The organism is Kribbella sp. DT2, assembly GCF_049844575.1.
Taxonomy (GTDB): Bacteria; Actinomycetota; Actinomycetes; order Propionibacteriales; family Kribbellaceae; genus Kribbella.
Genome location: NZ_JBNCLH010000001.1, coordinates 596010 through 622359, shown reverse-complemented (window position 1 = coordinate 622359; position 26350 = coordinate 596010). Strand labels below are relative to the sequence as shown.

The 26350-nt window shown below is 70.4% G+C and carries 24 protein-coding genes; 13 read left to right on the top strand and 11 right to left on the bottom strand.

Annotated elements, in window-relative coordinates; all coding sequences use genetic code 11:
• Nucleotides 1–29 precede the first annotated feature (29 nt).
• The 5 genes from ACLQ2O_RS02970 to ACLQ2O_RS02950 form a co-directional block, all read right to left on the bottom strand.
• Complete coding sequence (locus ACLQ2O_RS02970; protein WP_425826865.1) at nucleotides 30–1292, bottom strand: amidase; 1263 nt, start codon at nucleotides 1290–1292, stop codon at nucleotides 30–32.
• An 8-nt stretch (nucleotides 1293–1300) separates the two neighbouring features.
• The gene (locus ACLQ2O_RS02965; RefSeq protein WP_425826863.1) at nucleotides 1301–1681 is read right to left on the bottom strand and encodes a VOC family protein; all 381 of its coding nucleotides are present in this window, start codon (nucleotides 1679–1681) and stop codon (nucleotides 1301–1303) included.
• Nucleotides 1682–1856: 175 nt separating this feature from the next.
• Nucleotides 1857–2471 carry a hypothetical protein gene (locus ACLQ2O_RS02960; RefSeq protein ID WP_425826861.1) on the bottom strand — a complete coding sequence of 205 codons (615 nt, stop codon included), beginning with the start codon at nucleotides 2469–2471 and terminating at the stop codon, nucleotides 1857–1859.
• A gap of 60 nt (nucleotides 2472–2531) precedes the next feature.
• Complete coding sequence (locus tag ACLQ2O_RS02955) at nucleotides 2532–3188, bottom strand: hypothetical protein (protein ID WP_425826859.1); 657 nt, start codon at nucleotides 3186–3188, stop codon at nucleotides 2532–2534.
• 73 nt (nucleotides 3189–3261) lie between these two features.
• Nucleotides 3262–4692, bottom strand: a complete 1431-nt coding sequence (locus tag ACLQ2O_RS02950; RefSeq protein WP_425829054.1) for a CCA tRNA nucleotidyltransferase — start codon at nucleotides 4690–4692, stop codon at nucleotides 3262–3264.
• Nucleotides 4693–4755: 63 nt separating this feature from the next.
• Between ACLQ2O_RS02950 and ACLQ2O_RS02945 the strand changes: the two genes are divergently transcribed.
• The 8 genes from ACLQ2O_RS02945 to ACLQ2O_RS02910 all read left to right on the top strand — a co-directional run bounded on the left by ACLQ2O_RS02945 (nucleotide 4756) and on the right by ACLQ2O_RS02910 (nucleotide 14807).
• Nucleotides 4756–7110, top strand: coding sequence for a DUF6049 family protein (locus ACLQ2O_RS02945; RefSeq protein ID WP_425826857.1), 2355 nt, complete (start codon nucleotides 4756–4758; stop codon nucleotides 7108–7110).
• A complete protein-coding gene (gene murJ, locus ACLQ2O_RS02940; protein WP_425826855.1) occupies nucleotides 7103–8758 on the top strand; it encodes a murein biosynthesis integral membrane protein MurJ in 1656 nt (551 codons plus the stop codon). Before ACLQ2O_RS02945 ends, murJ begins: the two co-directional genes overlap by 8 nt.
• A 160-nt stretch (nucleotides 8759–8918) precedes the next feature.
• On the top strand, nucleotides 8919–10559 hold the full coding sequence (locus ACLQ2O_RS02935) for a protein kinase family protein (RefSeq protein ID WP_425826853.1): 1641 nt from the start codon (nucleotides 8919–8921) through the stop codon (nucleotides 10557–10559).
• Nucleotides 10556–11257: an RNA polymerase sigma factor SigM gene (gene sigM / locus ACLQ2O_RS02930; protein WP_425826851.1), complete on the top strand. Its 702-nt coding sequence runs from the start codon at nucleotides 10556–10558 to the stop codon at nucleotides 11255–11257. The genes ACLQ2O_RS02935 and sigM overlap by 4 nt, the downstream gene beginning before the upstream one ends.
• A gap of 124 nt (nucleotides 11258–11381) precedes the next feature.
• The gene (locus tag ACLQ2O_RS02925; RefSeq protein WP_425826849.1) at nucleotides 11382–12137 is read left to right on the top strand and encodes an anti-sigma factor family protein; all 756 of its coding nucleotides are present in this window, start codon (nucleotides 11382–11384) and stop codon (nucleotides 12135–12137) included.
• 118 nt (nucleotides 12138–12255) lie between these two features.
• Nucleotides 12256–13248 carry a thioredoxin-disulfide reductase gene (trxB, locus tag ACLQ2O_RS02920; RefSeq protein WP_425826847.1) on the top strand — a complete coding sequence of 331 codons (993 nt, stop codon included), beginning with the start codon at nucleotides 12256–12258 and terminating at the stop codon, nucleotides 13246–13248.
• Between the two features lie 51 nt (nucleotides 13249–13299).
• Nucleotides 13300–13617, top strand: coding sequence for a thioredoxin (trxA, locus tag ACLQ2O_RS02915; protein ID WP_425829052.1), 318 nt, complete (start codon nucleotides 13300–13302; stop codon nucleotides 13615–13617).
• A gap of 56 nt (nucleotides 13618–13673) precedes the next feature.
• Nucleotides 13674–14807 carry an N-acetylmuramoyl-L-alanine amidase gene (locus ACLQ2O_RS02910; protein WP_425826845.1) on the top strand — a complete coding sequence of 378 codons (1134 nt, stop codon included), beginning with the start codon at nucleotides 13674–13676 and terminating at the stop codon, nucleotides 14805–14807.
• Nucleotides 14808–14862: 55 nt separating this feature from the next.
• On the opposite strand, the gene ACLQ2O_RS02905 is transcribed toward ACLQ2O_RS02910, so the two are convergent.
• Nucleotides 14863–17001: an MMPL family transporter gene (locus ACLQ2O_RS02905; protein WP_425826843.1), complete on the bottom strand. Its 2139-nt coding sequence runs from the start codon at nucleotides 16999–17001 to the stop codon at nucleotides 14863–14865.
• Nucleotides 17002–17082: 81 nt separating this feature from the next.
• Between ACLQ2O_RS02905 and ACLQ2O_RS02900 the strand changes: the two genes are divergently transcribed.
• Entirely contained in the window at nucleotides 17083–17409 is a 327-nt protein-coding gene (locus ACLQ2O_RS02900; protein ID WP_425826841.1) for a PadR family transcriptional regulator, read from the top strand.
• A gap of 22 nt (nucleotides 17410–17431) precedes the next feature.
• On the opposite strand, the gene ACLQ2O_RS02895 is transcribed toward ACLQ2O_RS02900, so the two are convergent.
• From ACLQ2O_RS02895 to ACLQ2O_RS02880, 4 genes are read right to left on the bottom strand one after another with little or no spacing between them, the layout of a single operon-like run.
• Nucleotides 17432–18076 (bottom strand): permease prefix domain 1-containing protein, encoded by a 645-nt coding sequence (locus ACLQ2O_RS02895; RefSeq protein ID WP_425826839.1) that lies wholly within the window; start codon nucleotides 18074–18076, stop codon nucleotides 17432–17434.
• A 30-nt stretch (nucleotides 18077–18106) separates the two neighbouring features.
• Nucleotides 18107–18502 carry a DUF2784 domain-containing protein gene (locus ACLQ2O_RS02890; protein WP_425826837.1) on the bottom strand — a complete coding sequence of 132 codons (396 nt, stop codon included), beginning with the start codon at nucleotides 18500–18502 and terminating at the stop codon, nucleotides 18107–18109.
• A gap of 58 nt (nucleotides 18503–18560) precedes the next feature.
• Complete coding sequence (locus tag ACLQ2O_RS02885) at nucleotides 18561–19229, bottom strand: GNAT family N-acetyltransferase (protein WP_425826835.1); 669 nt, start codon at nucleotides 19227–19229, stop codon at nucleotides 18561–18563.
• A gap of 28 nt (nucleotides 19230–19257) precedes the next feature.
• Nucleotides 19258–19434 (bottom strand): hypothetical protein, encoded by a 177-nt coding sequence (locus tag ACLQ2O_RS02880; protein WP_425826833.1) that lies wholly within the window; start codon nucleotides 19432–19434, stop codon nucleotides 19258–19260.
• A gap of 199 nt (nucleotides 19435–19633) precedes the next feature.
• On the opposite strand from ACLQ2O_RS02880, the gene ACLQ2O_RS02875 reads away from it, so the two are divergent.
• The 4 genes from ACLQ2O_RS02875 to ACLQ2O_RS02860 all read left to right on the top strand — a co-directional run bounded on the left by ACLQ2O_RS02875 (nucleotide 19634) and on the right by ACLQ2O_RS02860 (nucleotide 23233).
• A complete protein-coding gene (locus ACLQ2O_RS02875) occupies nucleotides 19634–20944 on the top strand; it encodes a PLP-dependent aminotransferase family protein (RefSeq protein ID WP_425826831.1) in 1311 nt (436 codons plus the stop codon).
• Between the two features lie 132 nt (nucleotides 20945–21076).
• Nucleotides 21077–22024: a D-alanine--D-alanine ligase family protein gene (locus tag ACLQ2O_RS02870; RefSeq protein ID WP_425826829.1), complete on the top strand. Its 948-nt coding sequence runs from the start codon at nucleotides 21077–21079 to the stop codon at nucleotides 22022–22024.
• Nucleotides 22025–22031: 7 nt separating this feature from the next.
• The gene (locus ACLQ2O_RS02865; protein WP_425826827.1) at nucleotides 22032–22895 is read left to right on the top strand and encodes an SURF1 family protein; all 864 of its coding nucleotides are present in this window, start codon (nucleotides 22032–22034) and stop codon (nucleotides 22893–22895) included.
• Nucleotides 22892–23233 carry a DUF3817 domain-containing protein gene (locus ACLQ2O_RS02860; protein WP_425826825.1) on the top strand — a complete coding sequence of 114 codons (342 nt, stop codon included), beginning with the start codon at nucleotides 22892–22894 and terminating at the stop codon, nucleotides 23231–23233. Before ACLQ2O_RS02865 ends, ACLQ2O_RS02860 begins: the two co-directional genes overlap by 4 nt.
• Before the next feature lie 252 nt (nucleotides 23234–23485).
• On the opposite strand, the gene ACLQ2O_RS02855 is transcribed toward ACLQ2O_RS02860, so the two are convergent.
• Entirely contained in the window at nucleotides 23486–24454 is a 969-nt protein-coding gene (locus tag ACLQ2O_RS02855; RefSeq protein ID WP_425826823.1) for a ParB/RepB/Spo0J family partition protein, read from the bottom strand.
• Between the last annotated feature and the right edge of the window lie 1896 nt (nucleotides 24455–26350).

Here is a 26350-nt window from a genome sequence, read left to right as displayed (position 1 = left end):
ACCGGCCCCCACCGCCCGGGGGGCCGGTCTCACACCTCCGCGGCCGCCAGCCGGCCGGCGATCCAGCCGGCCGTGGCGGCCGCAGTTTCGTTGTCCCGGGCAACTACCTGCAGCCCGACCGGCAGGCCGCGGACCGGCAGCGGCACGCTGATCGCGGGGAAGCCGGTGAGGTTACCCAGGCGTGTGTTGCGCATCAGCTGGACGCGGACGGCGGTCGAGTCCTGCAGGTCCGCGACCGCCGAGATCAGCGGCGCGACCAGCGGCACGGTCGGCAGCACGACGGCGTCGTACCGGTCGAGCAGGGTCTTCACCTGAGCGCGGATCGTCTCGGCGTCGCGGCGTGCCTGGACGTAGCGCCAGGCGGGAATCTCCGCGGCCTCCTTCAGCCGGAGCCGCACGTCGGGCTGGTACGCGTCCGTGTCGCGTCCGGCGTGGTTGGCGACGGCTTCCGGACCCTGCAGGTCGATCGCCGTCCGGGTGATGCCGTCGGGAAGATCCACCGGCTCGGTCATGGCTCCTGCCGTTTGCAGGCGCGCGAGCCCGGCGGCCCAGGCCTCGGCGACCTCGGCGTCGTACTCGCGGTTGGTGACCACGCCGAGCCGCGGCGGGGTCACAGAAGGGGCTGTAGGCAACGAATTCGTCAGCGCGGCGAGTGCGTAGGCGGCGTCGGCGACGGTCGCGGTGAGCACCCCGAGGTGATCGAGGCTCTGCGCGAGCGGGAAGACCCCGTCGGCCGGCAGCGTCCCGTACGCCGGCTTGAAGCCGACCACTCCGCACAACGCGGCCGGGATCCGCACCGACCCGGCCGTGTCGGTCCCGATCGCCAGCGGAACGATGCCCGCGGCCACCGCAGCTCCGGCGCCCGAGCTCGAGCCTCCGGTCATCCGCTCCGGGTCGTGCGGGTTGCGGCACGGACCGGCGCGGTTCGACGTACCGGTGCAGCCGTAGGCGAACTCGTGCGAGTGGCTGAGCCCGATCACGATCGCCCCGGCGGCGCGCACCCGTCGTACGATCTCGGCGTCGTGGCGGCCGACCTCGTCCATCGCCGCCGATCCACAGCGGAAGGGCAGGCCTTCGACCTCGACGATCTCCTTCACCAGCACGGGTACGCCGGCCAGTGGGCCCTGGCGATCGTGCCAGGCAGCAGCCGCCTTCGCACCCTCCTCGTCCAGATGCACGACGGCGTTCAGAGCGGCCGTCTCGCGCGCCCGGGCGACGGCCTGCTCGACCAGCTGGGCCGGGTCGAGCTGACCGGAACGAACCTGGGCGGCGATCTCCTCGAGCGAAAGCACCCGGCCAATCAGAGCACGTCAGGCGCCGATCTGCCACGGCTGGTGACCCTGAGGTAGTAACCGTCGGCATCGAACAGGCGGAAATCGCGCAGACCCCATTGCTGCACCCGCGGCTCGCCCTCGACCGGCCAACCACTGGCCACAACCCGCGCGTACTCCGCGTCCAGATCGTCGACCTCGAGCACGAGCTCGGTCCCGGACGGCATCCGCCGGTGCGCGGGGTCGACCACCTCCGACCGCTCTCCGATCCCGATCCGCGCCGTCCCGCGCCCCATCCAGAGGTAGTCCGGCTGACGGTTCAGCTCCTCGAAGCCGAGCACCCGCCGGTAGAACTCACCGGCCGCCTCCAGGTCCCGCGCGAACACCTCGACCCGCAACGTCATCACCATGCCGAGGATCCTGGTCGCTCAAGCTCGCTTGAGGTCAAGCCACCTCGATCGTTGAGCTGCCCTGGCCGTCCGCAGCTGGTAGCTGGTGCTGACTCCGGCATCGGCGTGCAGCTTGAAAGGTAATGATGAATGGGGGAAGACCTCAGCGCGACTGTTCGGTGACGCAGCGTCGGCCTCAGCTCAGGTCGAGGACCAGGTCCGCGCCGTCGCGGTGGAAGCCGAGCTTGTTCAGGTAGGAGGCGGACTCGCGCATCCGGCGCGGCGCGACGACCTGACGGAATCCGTGGTCGGTGAACACGTCGCTGCGCCGGTAGACGAACTCCCCCGGGGTGAAGTCGCGGTACTCGGGCAGCACGTAGTCGAGGTCGATCTGGGCGCGCCCCTCGCCGGCGTCGTGGGCGAGGACCACTCCGACGGTGCGCTCACCGCGCTGGACCAGGAACGCGTACGGCGCGGCGGAGACGGTGAAGTCGGGGTTGAAGCGGCTGATGTCCTTGGAGTGCGCGTCGAGCACGTGCTTCAGGTAGGTGTCACCGGCACCGACCTGCAGTACGGCGTACTCGGAGGTGTCGTGCCGGTGCCGGAGCAGGCGGTAGAGCTGGAAGACGTTGATCACCGCGAGCACCGCGTTCATCCCGACCATCGGCCAGACGCCGATCACCAGGTTGAAGGCGACCAGGACGATGCAGCCGACCAGGTTCAGCAGGCGCAGCCGCAGGATCCGGGTCTGCAGCAACGACACGACCACCAGGGCCGAGCCGCCCCACCCGATGATGCTCCACAAGTCCATGGCCGGAGAGTAGACCAGCCTGGCCCGTGGACTACTTTTCGTTCCACGTGGAACGGCCGGTCAGGCGTCGGTGTTCTTGTCGAAGCCGGTCAGCGGGACGTAGCTGGTCCACGGCCCGAGCGCGAAGTAGCCCTGCCCGTACGGCGTGACAGCGGCGCCGGCCTGCCAGTACGGGACTCGCCGCAGCCCGTACCGCACGTACCGGACCTCCGGGTCCTCACCGGCGCGCACCCGGGCGGCGTCCTGGGCGCAGGCCGGAACGGTCCGGGTGCCGTACTTCGGCTGCGTCCACACGATGTCGGTCGTCGACGGGCCGTGCTGGGGATTGAAGAAGCACGGCACCCGGCGTCCGGGGACAGGCTCGCCCGCGGCGCGCGCCCGGACGCAGACGATCGCGTACCGCCCGGTCGCCAGCGCGTCGGTCACCGCGCTGATCCCCTCGGCGGACCGGATCCCCTGGGCCGCGCGCTGCGCCGCCTCGTACGCGTCGAGCGCCACCTGGAAGTCAAGGCGGCCGTCCGCGTCGAGCTCGTGCCCGGTCACGCGGGCGTCGAGGCGTGCGAGCTCCTCACCGAGCAGCGTGATGTCCTCGTCGACGAGCCGCCGGATCTCGGCCAGCTCCTCGGCGTCGCCGTGCCGGGCGCTGCGCCGGTCCCAGACGTACCGGGCCAGCAGCACCACCCCACCGCCTCCCAGGGCGGCCAGCAACCACTCCATCCACAGAAGTTGCCGCCCTGTGGACAGACCTGTGTACAACTCGGAGGCCACGATCAGATCACCCCTGATCAGGTCAGTCGCGCGCGGCCCACCAGGCGAGCAGCGCCTCGCGGGCGGCGTCGGCGCCGATCTCGCCCTCGTCCATCCGCAGCTCCATCAGGAACTTGTACGCCTCGCCGACCTCGCGACCGGGCCCGATCCCGAGGATCTCCATGATCTGGTTGCCGTCCAGGTCGGGCCGGATCGAGTCCAGCTCCTCCTGCTCGCGCAGCCGGTCGATCCGCACCTCGAGATCGTCGTACGCCGAGCGCAGCGCGTCGGCCTTGCGCTTGTTCCGGGTCGTCGAGTCGGCGCGGGTCAGCACGTGCAGCCGGCTGAGCAGCTTGCCCGCGTCGCGGACGTACCGGCGGACGGCGGAGTCGGTCCACTCGCCGGTCCCGTACCCGTGGAAGCGCAGGTGCAGCTCGACCAGCTTGCCGACCTCGTCGATCTGGTCGTTGCTGAACCGCAGCGCCCGCATCCGCTTCTTGGCCAGCTTCGCGCCGACCACGTCGTGATGGTGGAAGGTGACCTTGCCGTCGCCCTCGAACTTGCGGGTCTTCGGCTTGCCGATGTCGTGGATCAGCGCGGCGAACCGGACGACGAAGTCCGGCGCCTCGATGCCGTCCTTCTTCAGCCGCGGTTCCAGGTCGATCGCCTGGTCGAGCACGGTCAGCGAGTGCTGGTAGACGTCCTTGTGCCGGTGGTGCTCGTCCAGCTCGAGCCGCAGTGCCGGCAGCTCGGGCAGCACGTGGTCGGCCAGCCCGGTCGACACCAGCAGGTCCAGACCGACCCTCGGGTACGGCGCGCAGACCAGCTTCTCCAGCTCGTCGCGGACGCGCTCGGCCGACACGATCGTGATCCGCTCGGCCATCGCGGTCATCGCCTCGACCACCGCCGGGTCGGGCGTGAAGGCCAGCTGGGCGGCGAACCGGGCCGCCCGCATCATCCGCAGCGGGTCGTCGGAGAACGAGTCCTCCGGGGAGCCCGGCGTCCGGATCACCTTGTTCGCGACGTCCTCGAGACCGCCGTACGGGTCGACGAAGCGGTGCGACGGGAGCAGCACCGCCATCGCGTTCATCGCGAAGTCGCGACGGGCCAGATCCTCTTCGAGGGTGTCGCCGTAGGCCACCTCGGGCTTGCGCGAGGTGGGATCGTAGGACTCCGAGCGATAGGTGGTGATCTCCAGGACCCAGTCGTCCTTGCGGCAGCCGATGGTGCCGAAGGCCTTGCCGATGTCCCAGACGTGATCGGCCCAGCCGGTCAGCAGCCGCTGGACGACGTCGGGCCGGGCCGAGGTGGCGAAGTCGAGATCCTTGCTCCCACGATCGAGGAGAATGTCGCGGACAGGACCTCCGACCAGCGCGATCTCGTGGCCGGCCGCGTCGAAGCGGGCACCCAGCTCGTCGACCACCGGGGCGATCTTCAGCAACGCCTGGACGCCTTGCCGCTGGATGGCGGACAGCGATCCGGAGGAGCGTGACTGGTCGGGAGTAGGAGACACGGGGAACTAGGTTACGGTGACGGCGTGTTCAGACGGCGACTGAGGCTCTGCGCGAGCGTGGGCGCGAGCCTGGTGATCGCTGCGTCGGTGGCGGCCCAGCCGGCCCCGGACGCGGTCGCGAGCCCCGCGGCGGACGACCCGGTGGTCGACGTCTCCGTCGACTCGTTCACCCCGGCCACGCCGAGACCGGGCGACCAGGTGACGATCACCGGCCGGGTGACGAACACCAGCTCGGCCACCCTGGGCAACCCGCAGGCCGCGGTCTGCGTCGTCGACAAACGGCTGGACTCGCGCGCCCAGCTGGCCGCGATCCCGACCGAGGCCGACAAGCCGGTCAACGAACGCGACGACTGCGTCGGCCTGAACAACTCCGACTCCACCACCTTCCAGGAGTACGGCGCCCCGCTGGCGCCGAAGGCGACGGTCGCGTTCCGGCTCGTGGTGCGCTGGTCGGACTGGGACCTGAGGTCCGACGAGCCCGGTGTCTACACGGTCGGTGTCCGCTTCCGCGGCGACTACACCAACGACGACACCCGCGAGACCGGACGCGTCTCGGTCGGCCTGGCCCGGACCCTGATGCCGGTGATCCCGAAGACGCCGCTGCCGCGCAAGGTGAGCACCGCCCTGGTGATCCCGCTGCGGCACCGCCCGACGCTCCTGTCCGGTGACCGCTTCGCGAACGAGTCCCTGGCCGAAGCGCTGGCACCGGACGGTGAGCTCGGCCGGCTGCTCGCGATCGGCAGGGCCCAGAAGGTCACCTGGCTGGTCGACCCGGCGATGATCGACGAGGTCAAGCGGATGGCCGCCGGCTACAAGGTCACCATCGACGGCCAGACCCAGCCCGGCAAGGGCCAGAAGGTGGCCGCCGCCTGGTTCAGCGCCTTCAACGCCGGCCGCACCCGCAACCCCGTGGTGATGCTCCCGTACGGCGACCCGGACGTCGGCAGCCTGATCGACGGCGGCGCCCCGCTGCGCGACCTGGTCGGCCAGGCCCGGACCGCGACCGAGCGGTTCAACCTCGGCGGCCCGCAGTACTTCCAGTCCGGCCTTTGGCTGGAGAACGGCTCGGCCAGCAGCCGCAACCTGGCGGCCGGCTCGACCGGGTACGCCGGGACGAAGCCCGACGACGTCAACCTGGTCCCCAGCTCCGCGTGGACTCCCGACGCCCGCCCGTCGCTGGCCCCGAGCCCGATGTACGACGTGTCGACCCCCGAGGGCCCGGTGAAGAGCGTCCGCACGGTGATCGCCGACTCGGCGCTGACCGCCGGCGGCCCGGACCCGTCGAACGCGGCCGACCCGGTCCAGGTGCGGCAGCGGTTCGCCGCCGAGACCGCGCTGCTGGCGTCGACCGGCAAGGGCCAGGTCACCGTCGTCGCCCTGCCGCCGCGCGGCTGGGACGAGACCGGTCAGGCGACGGCCGCGCTGGCGAGCGCGTTGACCCTGCCGTGGACCACTCCGGTCGGGCTGGACGTCTTCTACCGCAACGATCCGCGCCACCCGCAGGCCAAGCCCGTCATGAGCAAGGGCCCGAACGCGCCGCGGACGACGCCCGGCCTGACCGCGAACCAGCTGCAGCAGGTCAAGTCGCTGACGACCGCGACCTCGACGTACGTCTCGCTCCTGACCGACCGCGAAGGCGCCGACGAGAGTCTGCGCCGCGCGCTGCTGCGCAGCACGTCGACCAGCTGGCGCGGCTTCCCCGACGAGTCGCAGCGGTTCGCGACGTCGGAGCTGAGCACGGTGAACTACCTGCTCGGCAAGGTCCACCTGGTCACGAACGCCGGGGCCAACGGCCGCGAGCTCAAGGTGAACCTGTCCGGCAGCAAGGGCACGTTCCCGCTGACGATCGCGAACGAGCTGACCGTCTCGGTCCGGGTCCGGGTGGTGGTCCGCTCGGTGAACCGGACCGACCTGCGGATCGACCCGGTGCAGATCAAGACCCTGCCGCCGGGCCAGAAGGCGACGTACCAGATCGACGCGAGCGCCGAGCAGAACGGCCTGATCCGCGCCGAGGCCCAGGTGGTGTCGGTCGATGAGCTGCCGGTCGGCAGCTCCCGCGAGCTGGTCATCCAGGCCGCGCAGTACGGCAGCGTCGGCTGGATCCTGGTCGGCTCCGCGGTCGCCCTGCTGTTCGGTACGTCGGCCGTCCGGATCTACCGCCGCGTGCGCTCCGAGCGCCGCAACCCGACACCGGAGCCCGGTGACGACCCGTTGCACCCGGCCCCGATCGACCCGGCCGCGCTGGCGCTCGACGAGCCGCGCAACGGCCTCGACGCCGACGACCCGCACCCGGACGAGCCGAACCCGCCGGCCCCGGTCGAGCCGCTGCGGGTCACCCCCGAGAGTCTGAAAGAAGGAGTCGGGTCGAAGGATGGCTGACCGCACCCTGCGTTCCGCGGCGGTGATGGCAGCCGGGACGGTGCTGTCCCGCCTGCTCGGATTCGTCCGGATCGCCCTGCTCGCGGCCGCGATCGGCTCCGCGCTGCGCAGCGACATCTTCACCGCCGCGAACACCATCCCGAACAGCCTCTACATCCTGCTGGCCGGCGGTGTGTTCAACACCGTGCTGGTCCCGCAGCTGGTCCGCGCGATCAAGAACCACGACGACGGCGGCCAGGACTTCACCAACCGGCTGCTCACCTTCGGCTTCGTCGTCCTGGCGGTCGTCACCGTCGGCTGCGTACTGCTCGCGCCGGTGATCGCCGAGCTGTACCTGCCGGACGAGCTGCACGACCCGTCCCGGGCGGCCGAGAAGGCGAACATGATCATGTTCGTCCGGCTCTGCCTGCCGCAGATCTTTTTCTACGGCGCGTTCGTGCTGGTCGGCCAGGTGCTGAACGCGCGGCGCCGGTTCGGCCCGATGATGTGGGCGCCGATCGCGAACAACATCGTCGCCTGCGGCTCGATCGTCGCGTTCCTGCTGATCTACCGAACCGGCGACACCCCGCCGACGTACAGCACCAACGAGGAACTGCTGCTCGGTCTGGGCCACACCGTCGGCATCGCCGTCCAGCTGCTCGTCCTGCTGCCGTACCTGCGGGCCAGCGGTCACCACTACCGGCCGAAGTTCGGGCTGCGTGGCACCGGCCTCGGCCACACCGCGAAGCTCGGCCTGTGGACGGTCCTGTTCGTCGCGGTGAACCAGGTGACGCTGGTCGTCGTCACCAAGCTCGCGATCGCCGGTAGCGCGACCGAGACCCCGGGCGCGAAGGCGGGTCTGTTCGCGTACAGCACGGCGATGCTGATCATCCTGGTCCCGCACGGCATCGTCACGGTGTCGCTGGCGACCGCCGCGATGCCGCAGATGTCCTCCCTGGCCGCCGACGGCGACGTCACCGAGGTGGCCCGGCTGTCGGCCCGGTCGATCCGGCAGACGCTGGCGATCGTCGTTCCCGCGGCGGCCGCGATGGTGGCCTTCGCGCACCCGATCGTCTCGGTGATCGCCGGGTACGGGTCGGGCAAGAACAACCTGCCGTTGATGGCGTACACACTGATGACGCTCGCGCTCGGCCTGGTGCCGTACACGGTGCAGTACTTCCAGCTGCGCACCTTCTACGCGTTCGAGGACACCCGGACGCCGTTCTTCCTGCAGGTCGCGATCGCCACCACCAACATCACCGCCGCGCTGGTCGGCGTCCGCGTGCTGCTGGACCAGGAGAACCTGCGCTACAGCGGTGTGATGCTCGGCGCGGCGTACGCGCTGTCGTACCTGGTCGCGGTGGTGATCTCGCGGCGGGTGCTGTCCCGCAAGGTGCCGCGGGTGCACGGCGCCGGGATCGGGCTGCCGATGCTCGCGATGGTGATCGCCGCGGTGATCGGGGCCGGGATCGGCCGGGCCGTGCTGTCGCTCGTGAACGCGCAGGTCGAGTGGAGCGGGCCGGTCGCCTCGGTGCTCCAGCTCGGCATCGGCGCCGTCGTGATGCTGCCCGTGTACGTCGGGGTGGCCCGGGTCCTGCGGATCCACGAGGTCACCGACGTGGTGTCCATGGTCACATCGAAGCTGCCCGGAAGGCCCCGCCGCTCCTGATCCCACGCTGCTTGTGCACTCGTGCCCGGCACATCGGTGGGGCAGGGCACTAGCATGGGCCCTGCGATCGGACCGCCATCCGCTCGCGGCCGGGTCCGCGCGACCGGATCCGGAGCGGAGACGCAGGCCGACCAGTGCATCGAGGAGGGCGAGAGACGCCGTGTCGAACCAGACCGTCAGTCCTGGTGCCCTGCTCGCCGGCCGCTACCGGATCGCCGAGCTGCTCGCGGAGATCGACGGTGCGCGGGTGTGGCGGGCAGTGGACGAGGTGCTCAGCCGAGCGGTCGTCGTAGACGTCCTCCCGGCGGGCGACCCCCGGACCAACGTCCTCTTCGACGCGGCCCGGCGGGCCGCGGCCGCGAACGACCCCCGTTTCTTGCGCGTGCTCGACTGCGACGTCTTCGAGGGCGTCACCTACTGCGTGCGCGAGTGGGCCGGCGGGCGGCCGCTGGAGCGGATGCTCGGCACCGGACCGTTGACCGGCCAGCAGGCCGGTTGGCTGGCCCGTGAGGTCTCCGAAGCGCTCGAGAACCTGCACCGCACCGGCCACTCGCACGGCTCGATCAGCCCGGCCACCGTCGTGGTCACGGACGCCGGCGCGATCAAGGTGGTCGGCCTGGCCACCGAGGCCGCGCTGCGCTCCACCGGTCCCGGTACGCCGGAGCAGGACGTCCGCGCGCTCGGCGAGCTGCTCTACTCGTCGCTGACCGGCCGCTGGCCCGGCCCGGCTCCGGCCTGGGGGCTGCAGCCCGCACCGGTCGAGCACGGCCGCCTGCTCAGCCCGCGCCAGGTCCGCGCCGGAGTGCCTCGCTCCCTCGACGACATCGCCGACCGGCTGCTCGGTGACCCGCCCCGGCACCACGCCGCGGCGATCACCAGCGCGGCCGGACTGTCGGCCGCCCTGTCCGGCGTCGTCGGCAGCTCGCACGAGCCGCCGAGCCAGATGGACGAGACGGTCGCGGTCGCCCGGCAGAACGGCAGCATCGACGACGCCACCCAGGTCGTCCCGGCCTCGCCGCCGCCCGCGCTCGACCCGACCCCGCCGCGTGCCCACAGCAACGGCCAGGCCCAGCCGGCGTACGCGTCGACCCAGGAGACCCGGCCGGTACGACGCCAGCAGCCCTCGCAGAACGGCGGCGGCCGACGGCGGCCACCGGCCGACGAGCCGCGCCGGCGCGGCAGCTGGGGCGGGCGGATCCTGATCCTGCTCGCGGTCCTGGCGCTGCTGTCCGTCGTACTGATGGCGCAGTTCCTGGTCAAGGGCGCCATCAACAAGGAGCAGAGCGGCAGCGAGACGACCCCGGACGCGCCGCAGAGCTCGGGTCCGCCGCCGTCGACCGGTGCGGCCGCCACGATCGTGGCCGCCAAGGACTTCGACCCGGAGCCGAAGGGCAACGGCGAGGAGCACCCCGAGGACGTGCCGAACACGTACGACAAGAAGGCCGGCACGACCTGGACGACGATGTCGTACAAGAACCGGCCCGACCTCGGCGGGACCAAGCCCGGCGTCGGCATCGTCTACGACCTCGGTGAGGTGACCGCTGTGTCGTCGGTGACGGTCGGGCTGGTCGGCGAGGGCACCGACCTGGAGCTGATGGTGCCGGAGGAGGACCCGAGCACGTCACCGGCCGCCGTCAGCGGCTGGAAGTCGGTGGCCAAGGCCGCGGACGCGGGCGAGTCGGCGGAGCTGAAGCCGGCCCAACCGGTCGAGTCGCGGTACGTTCTGGTCTGGCTGACGAAGCTGCCCAAGGAAGGCGGCGGGTACCGCGGCGAGATCTCGGAGGTCAAGATCCAGAAATGACCTCCGACACGACCCGGATCGGTCCGCCCCTCAGCCCGGGCGCGGGCCCTGTGCCGCCGCAGGGCTACGAGGCGATGGACGACCACGAGCTGCTCCGGCTGCACGTGGCCGGCAACCCCGACGCGTTCGGGTACCTGGTCAAGCGGCACCGGGACCGGATGTGGGCGGTCGCGATCCGGACCCTGGGCGAGCCCGAGGAGGCCGCCGACGCGCTGCAGGAGGCGTTCATCTCGGCGTTCCGCCGGGCCGACTCGTTCCGCGGCGACGCCAAGGTGACCACCTGGCTGCACCGGATCGTCGTGAACGCCTGCCTGGACCGGATCCGTCGCCGGCAGGTCAGGGCCGCCGACCCGCTGCCGGAGGACGAGGACCGCGCCGCCGAGCTGGCCGGCCCGGTCGAGGACGACCCGGCCGAGGTGGGCGAGCGCCGGCTGGACGTCCTGAACGCGCTGAAGCAGATCAACGAGGACCAGCGCAGCGCGCTGGTCCTGGTCGACATGGAGGGGTACTCGATCGAGGAGGCGGCCGCCATCCTCGGCTGCGCGCCGGGCACGGTGAAGAGCCGTTGCGCGCGCGGGCGGGCCAAGCTGCTGCCGCTGCTGCGGCACTGGCAGACCACACGGGGTGGCAGCGGGGACGACGTACCGGCGGTCAAGAAGACCGCCGCAACGAGTTCCGGAACGGTGGGAACCGAATGATCGGGTCACCCGTCGAAGCAGAGTCGCCTACCCGCGACCTGTCCGCGCACCCCGACCGGAGCACTCCACCGATGATCACACCGTGCACGTACTACGGCACGTCCCGCAAGGGGGCGGATCCGAGATGACCGACGCCGGTCTGCCGACCAGTGAGCACCTCGAGCACCTCGACACCGACACCATCGCCGACCTGATCGAGAACCTGCTGCCCGCTCCGGAGGCGCACAGCGCCCGGGAGCACGTGAAGGCCTGCCCGGACTGCCAGCAGACGTACGACGCGCTGCTGCAACTGACCGAGGACCTGGCCGACGAGGGCCGGATGGACATCCCGATGCCGGCCGACGTGGCCGAGCACCTGAACGCCGTGATCGCCTCGGAGTCCGTGCTGCGCGCGTCGACGGTCGGCGTGCACTCGCTGGTCCAGCTCCGCGAGGAGCCCCGGCGGCACCTGCCGAAGCTGCTGCTCGCGGCGGCCGCTGTGGTCGTGATCGCGGGTGCGGGCGTCGTCGGCGTCGTACTGGCCACCGCGGACCACTCGACGGAGGGGGCTGCCGGGATCGGCAATCCGACCTCTGTGCCGAGCATGACCACCGACCAGGTCGGCCCCGACGCCCAGCGCTGGCTGGACGGGTCCAACGGGCCGGTCCTGCACGGTGAGGCCGAGGAGCTGGCCTGTGCGCGGCAGTTCGCCTCCACCCAGCCGAACTCCGAGCTCCGCTTGGTGCAGCCCGTGACGGTCGACGGCAAGCGGTCGACGGTGATCGGGCTGCCGGGTGAGTCCGCGGGTGAGGTGCGGGTGTTCCTGGTGACCGGATGTAGCGGTTCCGGCGGGATCGCGACGCCCTTCTACGACACGACTGTCACACTGCGCAATCGCTGATTCCGTACGGTGAGCCCCTGGCTTGTCGTCCGGCCGCGGTGGGTACCGTGGGAATGGTCGGCCTCTAGGATCCGTTGAGTACGACGTCCAGTCTCTTCGGAAGCTAGGAAGGCCATTCGTGAGCGACACAGCCGTTCGCAACGTGATCATCATCGGCTCGGGCCCCGCGGGTTACACCGCTGCGGTGTATGCCGCGCGGGCGCAGCTGGAGCCGCTGGTCTTCGAGGGCTCCGTGACCGCCGGTGGTGCGTTGATGACGACGACCGAGGTGGAGAACTACCCGGGCTTCGCCCAGGGCATCATGGGCCCGAACCTGATGTCGGAGATGCGTGACCAGGCCGAGCGTTTCGGTGCCGAGCTGGTCCCCGACGACGTCGTGAGCGTGGACCTGACCGGTGACATCAAGTCCGTCACCGACTCGGCCGGCACCGTACACCGCGCCAAGACCGTGGTTCTGGCGATGGGCTCGGGCTACCGCAAGCTCGGCCTGCCGAACGAGGAGGCCCTGTCCGGTCGTGGCGTGTCCTGGTGCGCGACCTGTGACGGCTTCTTCTTCAAGGCGCACGAGATCGCCGTCGTCGGTGGTGGCGACACCGCCATCGAGGAGGCGACCTTCCTGACCCGGTTCGCCGACAAGGTGACGATCGTGCACCGTCGCGACGAGCTGCGCGCCTCCAAGATCATGGCCGAGCGCGCGTTCGCCAACGACAAGATCGAGTTCGCCTGGAACTCCGCGGTCTCGGAGGTCCAGGGCGACGGCAAGCTGACCGGCGTGCAGCTGACCGACACCGTCACCGGTGAGAAGCGCGACCTGCCCGTCACCGGCCTGTTCATCGCGATCGGTCACGACCCGCGCTCGGAGCTGGTCAAGGGCCAGGTGCACCTGGACGAGGACGGCTACGTGCTGGTCCAGCCGGGCAGCACCGAGACCAACCTGCCGGGCGTGTTCGCCGCCGGCGACCTGGTCGACCACACCTACCGCCAGGCCATCACCGCGGCCGGCACCGGCTGTTCCGCGGCCCTGGACGCCGAGCGCTTCCTGGCCACGCTGGAGTACGCCGACAGCCAGTCGGCAGCGGCCGCCGCGGCCACCGAGCCTGTCTCGGTCTGACACACACCACCTCGAGTACCAACCCTTAAGGAGTTCGCCGTGGGCGAGAAGATGAACGCCGTCACCGATGCCGAGTTCGACCAGACCGTGCTGAAGAGCGACAAGCCGGTGCTGGTGGACTTCTGGGCCGAGTGGTGCGGCCCGTGCCGTCAGGTCTCCCCGATCCTGGAGGAGCTGGCGCAGGACCACAGCGACAAGCTGACCTTCCTGAAGATGAACGTGGACGAGAACCCGGTCACCCCGAGCAACTACCGTGTCACCGGTATCCCTACCATCAACGTCTACGTGAACGGTGAGCTCGCCAAGTCCATCGTCGGCGCGAAGCCGAAGGCTGCGCTGCTGAAGGAGCTCTCTGACTTCACGAGCTGATCTGCCTGATCTGCCTTCCTCGGAGGGCACTTTCCGCCGCACGGCAAGGAGTCTTGATGGAAGCCAGCAACGGCGCCCGGATCTACCGGATCGGTGACAGCGGCGAGGCGGTGGCCGAGATCATCGGCAAGCTGCAGCGTCTCGGCCTGCTGGCACCGGGCGACCACTTCGTCTACGACGAGGCGACCGCTCGCGCCGTACGGGGTTTCCAGCAGCAACGCGGGCTGATGATCGACGGAGTCGTCGGCCCGCAGACGTACCGGGCGATCGACGACGCGCGCTGGCGGCTGGGCGACCGGCTGCTGACGTACGTCGTGTCGCACCCGTTGACCGGGGACGACGTGCTCGCGCTGCAGGCCAAGCTGCAGGAGCTCGGGTTCGCCGTGGCGCGGGTGGACGGCATCTTCGGTGCCGACACCCAGCGCGCGGTGACCGAGTTCCAGCGCAACATGGGCCTGCCGGGCGACGGCACCTGCGGCCCGTCCACCTTCAAGGCGCTGCAGCGGATCCGCCCGATGGCCACCGGCGGTCGCCCGGACGCGCTGCGCTCGGCGGAGGCCGTGCGTGCCGCCGGACCGCGGCTGTCGGGCAAGACCGTCGTGATCGACCCGGGCCACGGCGGCTTCGACTACGGCTGGGAAGGCTTCGGGCTGCGGGAGTCCGACGTGGCCTACGACCTGGCCGCCCGGATCGAAGGGCGGCTGGGCGCGACCGGCGTACGGGCTTATCTGTCGCGTGGTCGCGACCAGGGGCCGGACGAGTTGGCCCGGGCCGCCTTCGCGAACGAGACCGACGCGAACCTGTGCGTCTCGCTGCACACCGACGGCTCGGCCAACCCCGAGGCGCAGGGTGTCGCGACGTACTACTACGGCGCCGACCTGCACGGGACGTCGTCCAGCATCGGTGAGCAGTTCGCCGGCCTGGTCCAGCGCGAGATCGTCGCCCGCACCGACTTGCTGAACTGCCGCACCCACCAGAAGACCTGGGACCTGCTGCGGCGCACCCGGATGCCCGCCGTCCGGCTCGAGATCGGCTACGTGACCAATCCGCACGACGCGTCCCGGCTGGCCGACGCCGACTTCCGCGACGTGGTCGCCGAGGCGATCGTGGTCGCGATCCAGCGGGTCTACCTGCCGCCGGAGCAGGACGCCGCGACCGGCATGCTGCGCTTCGGTCAGTTGACTGTCTGAGCTGTGCGAGAGCCGCCCCACCTGCTGGTGGGCGGCTCTTTTTCTGCTCCGACGATCAGTTTTCTGATCGCTCCAGGGCGATCGTCGGCAGGATCCGGTCGAGGCGCCGCGGGAGCCACCACGCGTGCCGGCCGAGCAGACGCAGGACCGCCGGTACGACGACGCAGCGGATCAGCAGCGCATCCACCAGTACGGCGGTCGCCAGGCCCAACCCGAACTGCTGCAGCATCCGGTCCGGGCTGAGCAGGAACGCCCCGAAGACGACGATCATGATCGCGGCCGCCGCGGTGATCACGCTGCCGGTGTTGGCCAGGCCCTCGCGAACCGCCTGGAGCGGATCGCCGGTCCGGCGCCACTCCTCGTGGATCCGGGAGATCAGGAAGACCTCGTAGTCCATCGAGAGCCCGAACACGATCGCGAAGATCATCACCGGCACGAACGCCTCGATCGGCCCGGGCTGCGCGCCGAACCAGCCGTGCTGGAAGACCAGGGTGATGACGCCGAGCGCGGCGCCGATGCTGAGCAGGTTGAGCAGGGCCGCCTTGAGCGGGATCAGCACCGAGCGGAACACCGCCAGCAGGAGCAGCGCGGACAGCCCGACCACGACCAGGACGAAGATCGGGAGCCGGCTGCTCACCGCGTCGGCGAAGTCGACCGCGGCCGCCGTGGAACCGCCGACCAGGTACGTCGCCTTCGTCTCCGCGGCGACCGACGGCAGGGTGCTCTCCCGCAGCGTACCGACCAACCGGTTGGTTGCTTCGTCCTGCGGAGCCGAGGTCGGGAAGACGAGCATGGTGGAGACCACGCCGTCAGGACTCGGCAGCGGCGGAGTCACCGCGGCGATCCCGTCGTGCGTGGCCAGCTTGCGGTTCAGGGCGTCGGCTGCGGCGCGGTCGCCTTCGGTGACGACGATCAGCGGACCGTTGACGCCCGGCCCGAATCCCTGCGCCAGCAGGTCGTACGCCTTCCGGCTGGTCTTCGCCGGGTCGTCGGTGCCCGCGTCCGCGAAACCGAGCCGGAGATCGAGCGCGGGCAGGCAGAGGACGACGAGGGCGGTGACGCCGAGCAGCAGCGGTGTCCAGGGGCGGCGCTGGACGAGTCCGGCGAGCTTGCGCCAGCCCTCGCCCGGCGTACGGCGTGCTTTGGCGGCGTGCCTCAGGACGCTGCGCTCGATACGCCTGCCGAACAACGTGAGCAGGGCGGGAAGGAGCGTCACCGCGGCGAGCATCGTCATCAGGACGGTGAGCGTGACGCCGAGTGCCATGCCCTGCAGGGATCCGAGGCCGAGCGCCAGCAGACCGAGCAGGGCGATGACGACTGTGCAGCCGGCGAAGAGGACCGAGCGGCCCGCGGTGTCCAGGGCGATCTCGGCCGCGCGCCCGCGTTCCACGCCGTGCCGGAGCTCGCTGCGGTAGCGGGAGAAGATCAGCAGCGCGTAGTCGATGCCGACGCCGAGACCGACCAGCATCATTACCGGCGCGGTGTAGTCCGGCACGGTGAACAGGTGCGACGCGAGCACCAGCAGGCCGAGCGTGCTGCCGACGGCGAAGACCGCGGTCAGCAGTGGAAGAGTTGCCGCTAGCAACGATCCGAAGAGGAACACGAGGATCACCAGCGCGGCCAGGATGCCCGCGCCTTCGGCGGCTCCCCCGGCGCTCTCCGCCGCCGCCCGCACGACGTCGCCGCCGAGCTCGACCTGAAGCCCTTGCTGCGCGGCGTTCTGGGCCTCGGCGATGATCGCGCGGACCGCCTCCGGGTCGGTGCCGGTCCCGTCGAGCGTCACCGTCGAGTACGCCGTACGGCCGTCCTCCGCGAGCGCGCCCTGCCCGGCGTACGGGTCGGCGACGTCGGCGACGTGGTCCAGGCCGCGGACCTTGCCGAGCATCGCGTCGACCCGGGCCTTGGTGGCCGGCTCGTCGAGGTCCCCGGCCAGCACGATCTGGAGCTCGTCGGCAGTGCCGCGCGGCTGGTGCTGGTCGAGCACCTCGAGCACGCGCTGGGACTCGGTCCCGGGCAGCGAGTTGTCGTTCTCGTACGCGCTCCCGACCAGCATCGAGGCGGCCGTGACCGCGACCAGCGCGAGCACCCACAGCCCGACGGCCGGGCCGGCGTGACGTTGAGCCCAGCCGGCGATGCGGTGGAGCAGCCCGGGCCTGCCCGCGGTCGGGGGCCGGACGGGAGTCTGGACGGTCATCGTGTCTGCCTCGCTTTGCTACATGTAGCCATTCTACGTATGTGATGACGACGGTAGCAGCCGTATGGGTAGACTGGCTACATGAAGGCGGATGCGCTGCGTGGACACCTCGACCCGATGATCCTGGCGGTTGTCGAGCACGAGCCCCTGCACGGCTACGCGATCATGGAGGCGCTCCAGGAGCGCAGCGGCGGAGCCGTGGACCTACCGACCGGCACGCTCTACCCGGCGCTGCGCCGGCTCGAGCGCGCGGGCTACCTGGCCAGCGAGTGGAGCACAGTGAGCGGGCGGAAGCGCCGGACGTACCAGCTCACGTCAGCGGGGCAGAAGATGCTCGTGAACGGGCGGGGTGAGTGGGAGACGTTCCGGACGGTCATCGAGGGCGTGCTGCGGCCCAGGACTTCCTAGGGCGTGTCTGGCAATTCCCACCCTAGGCCAGTCGCAGGCAGCGCTGGGCGGAGTACGAGACCAGCAGCAGCGGCAGCAGGACGAACCCGGCGACGACGCCGAGGCCGGCCAGGTTCGAGCCGCCCAGCTCCGTGCTGAACCAGCCCATCAGGACGGCGATCGTGCCGACGGCCGCGGCGCTGACCAGGGCGAACACCGCTGTCGCGCGTGCCACCCGGTCCCGCAGCCACGGGTAGCGCAGGCCGAGACCCGTACCGACGACGGCCAGGGCCCCGCCCGCGATCGACAGCATGCCGGTCGCCATCACCGACCGGTTGAGCAGGTCGAGCCACGGCGTGGTGCCCTCCGGCTGCTGCGTCCACGCCCAGGCGCCCTCCCGCCACACGATCGGCTGGACGATCATCACCAGGAACAACATGAATGCCGTACGACGGCTCTGAGCGATCCCGAGCTCGGCGCGGTACCCCGGAACCACGTCAGCCAGGTCACCGAAGTCGTCGACCGCGCTGCGTTCCGCCTCGAGGCGCTGCAGCCCGCCCGCCTCGTACGCCTCGGTGGCGTCCTCCAGGCTGTCCCGCGCCTCGGCCATCAGGTCGGCGCGGCACCGGCGGGGACCACCGAGCGCGCGACTGAGATCGGCCATGTAGACGTCGACAGGACTGGACACGGTTACCAGTATGGGGAAACGGCGCCCGGATCACGTCCGGGTGACCACTGATCCTTCCCTGGTTGCGCGGCGCTTACGGCGACTACGGAGCACGAAGTAGCCGACGTACGAGATGACCAGCAGCGCGAACCCGACCTTCTCCGCGATCGGGGTCGCGCCCTCCGGCCAGAGCCGGCCGTCCAGGTAGTGCGCGATGTAGCCGCCCTCGTACGGCACCTCGCCGCCCTCGCGGCGGAAGTGCTTCTCCACGCCGGTCAGCGGGCAGGCGAAGTCGAGCGTGACGTTGACGATGTTGTAGACACCGACCGCCAGGTGCGCCCAGATCACCCTGCGCCAGCGCCAAGCGATGAAGCCGCCGATCACGAAGAACAGCAGGAAGGCGCCGTGCAGCACCATCATCAGGTCGGCGAGCAGCCGGTCGATCATGCCCGGGCCTTTCTGTGCTGGTGGGCGAGTGTCTCGCACCCGGCGCCGGTTGTGAACCTCAGCCCGGTGCGTGCTCGAGGCGCTGGGGCTCCTTGACCTCGCGCACCGTGACCGGCCGCGGAGCCGGAGCCTCCGGCCTGATCACGCCCCAGACCCGCTCGACGGCCGCCTCCATCTCGCTGCGCCACGTCACGGTCGACCGCAGGTCCATTCGCAACCGCGGGTTGCGCGGGTGCTCCCGTACGACGCCGAAGCCGACCGCGTGCAGGAAGTCCGTCGGCCAGACACACCCCGGCCCGTCCCAGCGCGAGTCGCCGAACGCCTCGACAGCGCGGAAACCGCGCTTGAGCACGTCCTTCGCGACCGCCTGGACGAGCAGCTTGCCGAACCCCATCCCGAGGTAGCGCGGCAGGATCCGCCCGGTCGCCAGGACGACGGCGTCCGGGCTGACCGGCGCCGTCGGGAACGCCTGGATCCGCGGCAGGTTGGCGGCCGGGCCGTAGATCACGTAGCCGGCCGGCTGCTCGTCGACGTACAGGAGGAAGCCGGCCGAGCCCCAGTCGAGCAGCAGCTGGGACAGCCAGGCTTCCTTCTCCAGCTCGGAGTCACCCGTGCGGTTCGCCGTCCGGGCGGCCACCGGGTCGAGCTCCCAGAACACGCAGGCCCGGCACGGTGCCGGGAGCTCGCCGAGGTTGGCGAGCGTCAACGGTTCCAGCCGGCGAGCCATCAGATCGCCTGAGGACTCGTCGCCGTGATCATCGGGCCGCCGGTGCCGGAGTCCGCGCGCCGGGAGTCTGTGCCGCTTCCGGAGCGACGTACCGCTGCTGCACCTTGCCGGCCGGCTGCCGTCTGAACAGCTCGCCCGCGAACCCGGCGAGCAGGCCCAGAACCAGCCCACCGAGTGCCAAACCGAACGCCTTGCCCACGCTCATTCCGATCCTGCCTTCCGCGGTGCTGCCAGGTCGCGCCACGTGAGGTGTGACCGGCCGCCGTCTCAGCTGCCAGTCCGCGGCATGGTCGAACCTGCCCCTATAAGGCATGGTAGTGAGAGGAAGCGCCGATCGGTATCCACGCGCCCGGATACCACGGCGTAGCCTTGAGACTTCCCCCTCGAGTCCCTGGAGCCGCTCCGTGAGTGCAGACCTGCCCGACGTCCGGCAGACCCGTCTCGACAACTACGTCGACCGGTACGCAGCACGGACCAAGGGCATGACCGCATCGGAGATCCGGGCCCTGTTCTCGGTCGCCAGCCGGCCCGAGGTGGTCTCGCTGGCCGGTGGCATGCCGAACATCGCCGGCCTGCCGCTCGACGTGGTGGGCTCCGCGGTGCGCGACCTGGTCGTCGACCACGGCGCCACCGCGATGCAGTACGGCTCCGGCCAGGGTGACCCGACGCTACGCGACCAGATCTGCGACGTGATGCGGCTCGAAGGCATCGACGCGCACCCGGACGACGTGGTGGTCACCGTCGGCAGCCAGCAGGCGGTCGACCTGGTGACGCGGGTGTTCTGCGACCCGGGCGACGTGGTGATCTGCGAGGCACCGTCGTACGTCGGTGCGTTGGGCGTTTTCCGCGCGTACCAGTGTGAGGTCGTGCACGTCGCGATGGACGACGACGGCGTCGTACCGGAGGCGCTCGAGCAGGCGATCGCCGCCGTGCGCGCGGCCGGCAAGCGGATCAAGTTCTTCTACACGATCCCGAACTTCCACAATCCGGCCGGTGTGTCGCTGTCCTCGGAACGGCGTGGGCGGGTGCTGGAGATCTGCCAGCGCTACGACCTGCTGGTGCTGGAGGACAACCCGTACGGCCTGCTCGGCTTCGACGGTGAGCCGCGGCGCGCGCTGCGCGCGGACGACCGGGAGGGCGTGATCTACCTCGGGTCGTTCTCGAAGACGTTCGCGCCGGGCTTCCGCGTGGGCTGGGCGGTCGCTCCGCACGCCGTACGGGAGAAGCTTGTGCTCGCGCAGGAGTCGGCGACGCTGTGCCCGCCGGTGTTCAGCCAGCTGGCGATCTCGTCGTACCTGACCCGGCACGACTGGATGGGGCAGGTGAAGCAGTTCCGTGAGATGTACCGCGAACGACGGGACGCGATGCTCGCGGCGCTGACCGAGAAGATGCCCGCGGCAACGACCTGGACGAAGCCGGACGGTGGGTTCTACGTCTGGCTGACGCTGCCCGAAGGCCTGGACGCGAAGGCGATGCTGCCGCGGGCGGTCACCGCACGGGTCGCGTACGTGCCCGGAACAGCCTTCTTCACCGACGGTTTCGGCTCGCAGTGCATGCGGCTGTCGTACTGTCACCCGACGCCCGAGCGGATCACCGAAGGCGTCGCCCGGCTGGCCGCGGTGATCAACGAGGAGCTCGAGCTGCGGCAGACCTTCGGGCCGCTGACGCCTGGCGCAGGCCACGACTACGACGCTCCGGGTCCGGAGCTGAGCTGATGCGTCGCGCGCTAAATCCGTGCAGGGATCTTCGGGCGGCCCGTGGGTCCGCCCAGCGGTAGCGGTACCGTTCCCATGGGCCTCGGGACCGGCGCCGAGCCGGAATCGCCCACGAGTGATCGGGAAAGTTCTATGAGTGATCTGGGTCGAGTGCTGGTACTTGCCGGCGGTCTGTCGCACGAACGGGACGTGTCGCTGCGCTCCGGCCGCCGCGTCGCGGACGCCCTGCGCAGCGTCGGTGTCGAGGTCGAGCAGCGCGACGTCGACGCGAACCTGGTCGAGCGCCTGCGCAACGACCCGCCCGACGCGGTCTTCCCGGTCCTGCACGGCGTCACCGGCGAGGACGGCGCCCTGCGCCAGGTCCTCGACCTGTACGGCGTCCCGTACGTCGGCGCCGACGCGGCCGCCTGCCGGACGGCGTTCGACAAGCCCGTCGCGAGCACGATGGTCCGCTCCGCCGGGCTGCGGTCGCCGGAGTCGGTGGTGCTCGGCCACGACACGTTCCGCGAGCTCGGCGCCGCGGCGTTGATGGAGGCAGTTGTCGGCCAGATCGGGTTGCCGCTGGTCGTGAAGCCGGCGCGTGGTGGCTCGGCGCTGGGCGCGTCGATCGTGCGGACGCTGGATGAGCTGCCGTCGGCGATGGTCAACTGCTACGCGTACGGGCCGGTCGCGCTGATCGAGCGGTACGTCGACGGGACCGAGGTCGCCGTCACGGTGGTCGACACCGGCGACGGGCCGCGGGCGCTGCCGGCGGTGGAGATCCAGCCGGACTCGGGGTTCTACGACTACGAGGCGCGGTACACGGCGGGGGCTACGCAGTTCGTCGTACCGGCTCGGCTCGATGCTGCCGTCGCGGCTGCTTGTGCTGACGCGGCGGTGACGGCGCACAAGGCACTCGGGTTGCGTGATCTGTCGCGGTCCGACCTGGTCGTCGACGCCGAAGGCGTGCCGTGGTTCCTCGAGGTCAACGTGGCGCCGGGCATGACGGAGACGTCGCTCGTCCCGCTCGCTGCCGAGGCCGCCGGGATCGAGCTCGGTGTCCTGTGCCGCGATCTGCTGGCCGCGGCCGCTGCTCGTTGAGCTTCTGATGACCGTTGCGCCGCCGACCGATCCCGCTCCCGTGAGTACTGACTCCAACCGTCCTGTGTGGCGGACGGCACTGACCCCTCATTGGTCTGCCCTGCTACTGCTGGCGCTGGCGATCGCTGCTGTGATGTCAGTGCTGGGGGTTTGGCAGCTCGACGTCTACCGCTCGAAGACCGCCACGGCCACCGCTGGTCGTGCTGCGATCCCTGCTGTGCCGCTGCATTCGCTCTTCTCCATCGACGCCGGCCTGCCGGCTTCCGCGGTCGCGCGTCGGGTCACGGTCACCGGTACGTGGGCCTCGCCCGCCGATCAGATCTACGTCTCCGACCGCTTGCACGAGGATCGAGACGGCTTCTGGGTCGTCACTCCCCTGCTGCTGAACGACACCGGCTCTTCTGCCACGGGCGCCGTGATGGTCGTTCGGGGCTGGGTTGCTTCGGTCGACGACCCCGCCGCCAAGGCGCCCACGGGCCCGGCGACTTTGACCGGCGGCATCGCCTCTTCCGAAGCTCAGGACTCCTCCGGCGACGTCAACAAGACCCGCGTCCTGCAGTCGCTGCGGATCCCGACGATCGTCCACATGGTCGACTACCGCGTGTACGACGCCTTCGTCGTCCAGACCGCCAGTGATCCCAGCACCCCCACCGCCGGCACCTCTTCCGCCGGCCTGACTACGGTCGAGCCGCCGTCGCCGCCGACGGACCACGCCGGACTGCGCAACGTCGCGTACGCCTTCCAGTGGTGGATCTTCGCCGCCTTCACCCTGTGGATGTGGGGCCGCATGGTCCTCGACGCCCACCGCTCAGGTGATCCCGACCACCAGCCCCCGAACCCTGAGGACGCAAGCGGTACCGTTTCTGCGTGACCTCCCCCGCAGATCCCGCCACCAAGCCGTCCCTCCCGGCCGCGACCCAGGGCGCCCTGACCCGCTACCGAGCCATCGCTTACGTCGTAGGCGTCATGCTCCTGGTCCTGGTCTTCGTCGCCATGCCGCTCAAGTACTTCGGCGACAACCCAGCGGTGATGAACGTAGTCGGCCCGCTGCACGGCTTCCTCTACGTTGTGTACCTGCTCTTCTCGTTCGACCTGGCTCGCCGGGTCCGCTGGCCTCTGACCCGGCTGGTCCTGGTCGCGCTCGCCGGCACGATCCCGTTCCTGTCGTTCTATGCCGAGCGCAAGGTTCACCACGACCTCACTCGCTGACACCTGTTTCACGTGAAACGGGACACCGTAAAGCGCTAAATCAATTTATCGACATAGCGCGATGAGCTCGGCGGATTGTGCTGCCGAGCTGGATCGGCTCTGAGAACGACACTGTGAGCCCCGCTGAGGTGCTCAAAAAGTTCTGTGAGCGGCATCCTAAGCCGTCTCGCCCCTGGCCGCCGGCGACGTCGATCGCCCCAGATCGCTCTCGATGCGACCTCCGACGCCGGAAAACCAGTGTTCTGGCGGCAGCTACTCGGCCTGCTTGTTGGGATCCATCAAGGTGACGATCCGCTCGAGGTCGTCGATGGACGCGAACTCGACGGTGATCTTGCCCTTGGTCTTCCCGAGGTCGACCTTCACCCGGGTCTCGAAACGGTCGGACAGGCGATCCGCCAGGTCCACCAGTCGCGGAGCCACCGGCTTGTTCCGCCGGCGCGCAGGAGTCGGGTCGTCGGCCGACATGTCGCCGATCGCGACGATCTCTTCGACCGTACGGACGGAGAGCCCTTCAGCCACGATCCGCTGAGCGAGCCGCTCGATCGCGTCCCCGCTCGGCAGCCCCAGCAGGGCCCGCGCGTGACCAGCCGACAGGACCCCGGCGGCCACCCGCCGCTGAACCGAAGCGGGCAACTTCAGCAGTCGCAGCGTGTTGGAGATCTGCGGCCGGGACCGCCCGATCCGGTTCGCCAGGTCCTCCTGCGTACATCCGAAGTCGTCCAGCATCTGCTGGTACGCCGCCGCCTCTTCGAGCGGGTTCAGCTGGCTCCGGTGCAGGTTCTCCAGGAGCGCGTCCCGCAGCATCACGTCATCCGAGGTGTCCCGCACGATCGCCGGAATGGTCTCCAGCCCGGCTTCCTGCGTCGCCCGCCAGCGACGCTCCCCCATCACCAGCTCGTACTTGTCGTCCCCGAGCCGCCGCACCACGATCGGCTGCAGCAGCCCGATCTCCTTCACCGAGTGCACGAGCTCCGCCATCGCGTCCTCGTCGAACACACTCCGCGGCTGCTTCGAGTTCGGCGAGATCTTCCCGACCTCGATCTCCGCGAACTCAGCCCCCGGCACCGCCGCCAACTCAGCCCCACCCGCCGAACCAGAGATCTCCGGCGTGACCGGCGGAGCCCCCGGGATCGAGTTCGACTTGCTCCCCAACGTCGCGCTCCCAGGAGCCGGGTTACTCGGAATCAACGCCCCAAGTCCACGCCCAAGCCTCGTGTTCATACCGCTCCTCGCGTCAGCTACCACCGAATCCACCGAGCACTACAGAAGGAGCAACCCACCCACCCCAACCACCGCAACGGTAACCGGTGACACCGCAACCAACGCCCACACCCCCACCCTCCCGTGTCGCCGTTTCTCCCGGCTTCTCCGTTCCACGTGAAACCCCACGCCCACTCCCCACCCCAAACACCCTCCGGGGTCAACCCTCACCCGCGTTTCACGTGGAACGCCCAATAGCCAAACGACACACCCCAAGCCCGACTGGTCCGCACTCCAGCTCCATCTCCCACCGCAACGGCTCCGACGTCGCCCCTACTCCACACCGGACCCACGCCCTCGTTTCACGTGAAACACCTCAACCGACCCCGACTCCCACCTAGCCCCTGCGCAGTCCGGCCCTGCATCGCCCGGCCCTTGCCGGCCATTGCCAATCCAGCCCGGCCCGGCCTACGCCCAGCGCGGCACGACGCGACGCGACGCGACACGACGCGACGCAGTCTCCACCGCAGTTCCGGCAGCGTTCCACCTTCGTCCCGACCCCCGTCCCTCCGTACCCTGCCGCCTTCCCCTCGCTCCTCCCGGTCCTCTCCCCCACACGCCCTCGGCACCCGCCGGCCCGCACACCACCCGATCCACGTTCCACGTGAAACGGCCCCACCCGACAACCGAGTACGAAATCCGCATCGTCTCCCACGCACGCCAGCAACCAGCGCGAGCCTCCTCCACAACCGCACCGACGACAGCAGTAGCCGTCGTCCACCAAGCCAGGGCGAGCCCACCCCAGTCCTCATCAACGCCCCGCTCTCCCGCCCACCGCCCCGTCCCCGTCCCCGTGCCCGTTCCTCATGCCCGTTCCTCGTGCGGGTCCTCGCGCCCGTTCCTCGTGCGCGTCCTCGCGCCCCTTCCTCGTGCGCGTCCTCGCGCCCCTTCCTCGTGCGCGTCCTCGCGCCCCTTCCTCGCGCCCGTTCCCCGTGCCCGTTCCCCGTGCCCGTTCCCCGCGCCTCATCCCCATCCCGGTCCCGGTCTCCCATCCCCATCCCCATCCCGGTCTCCCGTCCCCGCCCCGGTCCTGTCCCCGGTCCCGTCCTCGCCTCCCGCCACCGCCCCGTCCCCCTGCCGGTCTCGTGCCACACCCCCCCGTCCTCGTCCCCCGTCCTCGTCTCCAGACCGCATTGCGCGTGGCCGCTGCGGCAGCAACACCACGCCTCGTACCCGGCCGCATGACCGCCGGGCTGTAGTTCGGCCCCGGATAGCGGGCGAGGCGCAACCGCCTACCAGCGGGAGTGGTCCAACAGCTCAAAGCCCAACCCCGCGCACCTCCCTGGACACGGTCCCATGCCCCCAGCCCGGCCAACTCGTCCCGCCCCGGCTCATCTCGGCCCCGACTCAACCGCGCGCCGACTCGCCCCGGCCCGAGCTACCCCCTCTCGAGCTGCCCCGGCCCCTGACCAGGCCAAGCCCGCCCGACCTTAGCGTCGCCCGCCTCAGCCCAGCCCCAGAAGCCAACCCACTTGAGATCACCCCCGAACCCATCGCACCCGCACCCGCACCCGACAGCACGTCACGACCCCGCCTACTCGGCACCTAGGACTCGCTCAAGTTCGCATAGTCGACATATCGCCTCAACCCACACGCCCCCATCGACCACCGACCGTTCGCCGCGGCACGCCACGACGCCTGGGCCAGGCACCTGAGCTCGGCCACGCCCGCGTCGGAGCCGACGCCGAGGTGAAGGCGAGTGCCGAGGCCAAGAGCGGATGCCAACGGGCGCCCGCGTGAACGAGGGCGCCCGCGTGAACGAGGGCGAGCACGTGAACAAGGGCGAGCACGTGAACAAGGGCGAGCACGTGAACAAGGGCGAGCACGTGAACAAGGGCGAGCACGTGAACAAGGGCG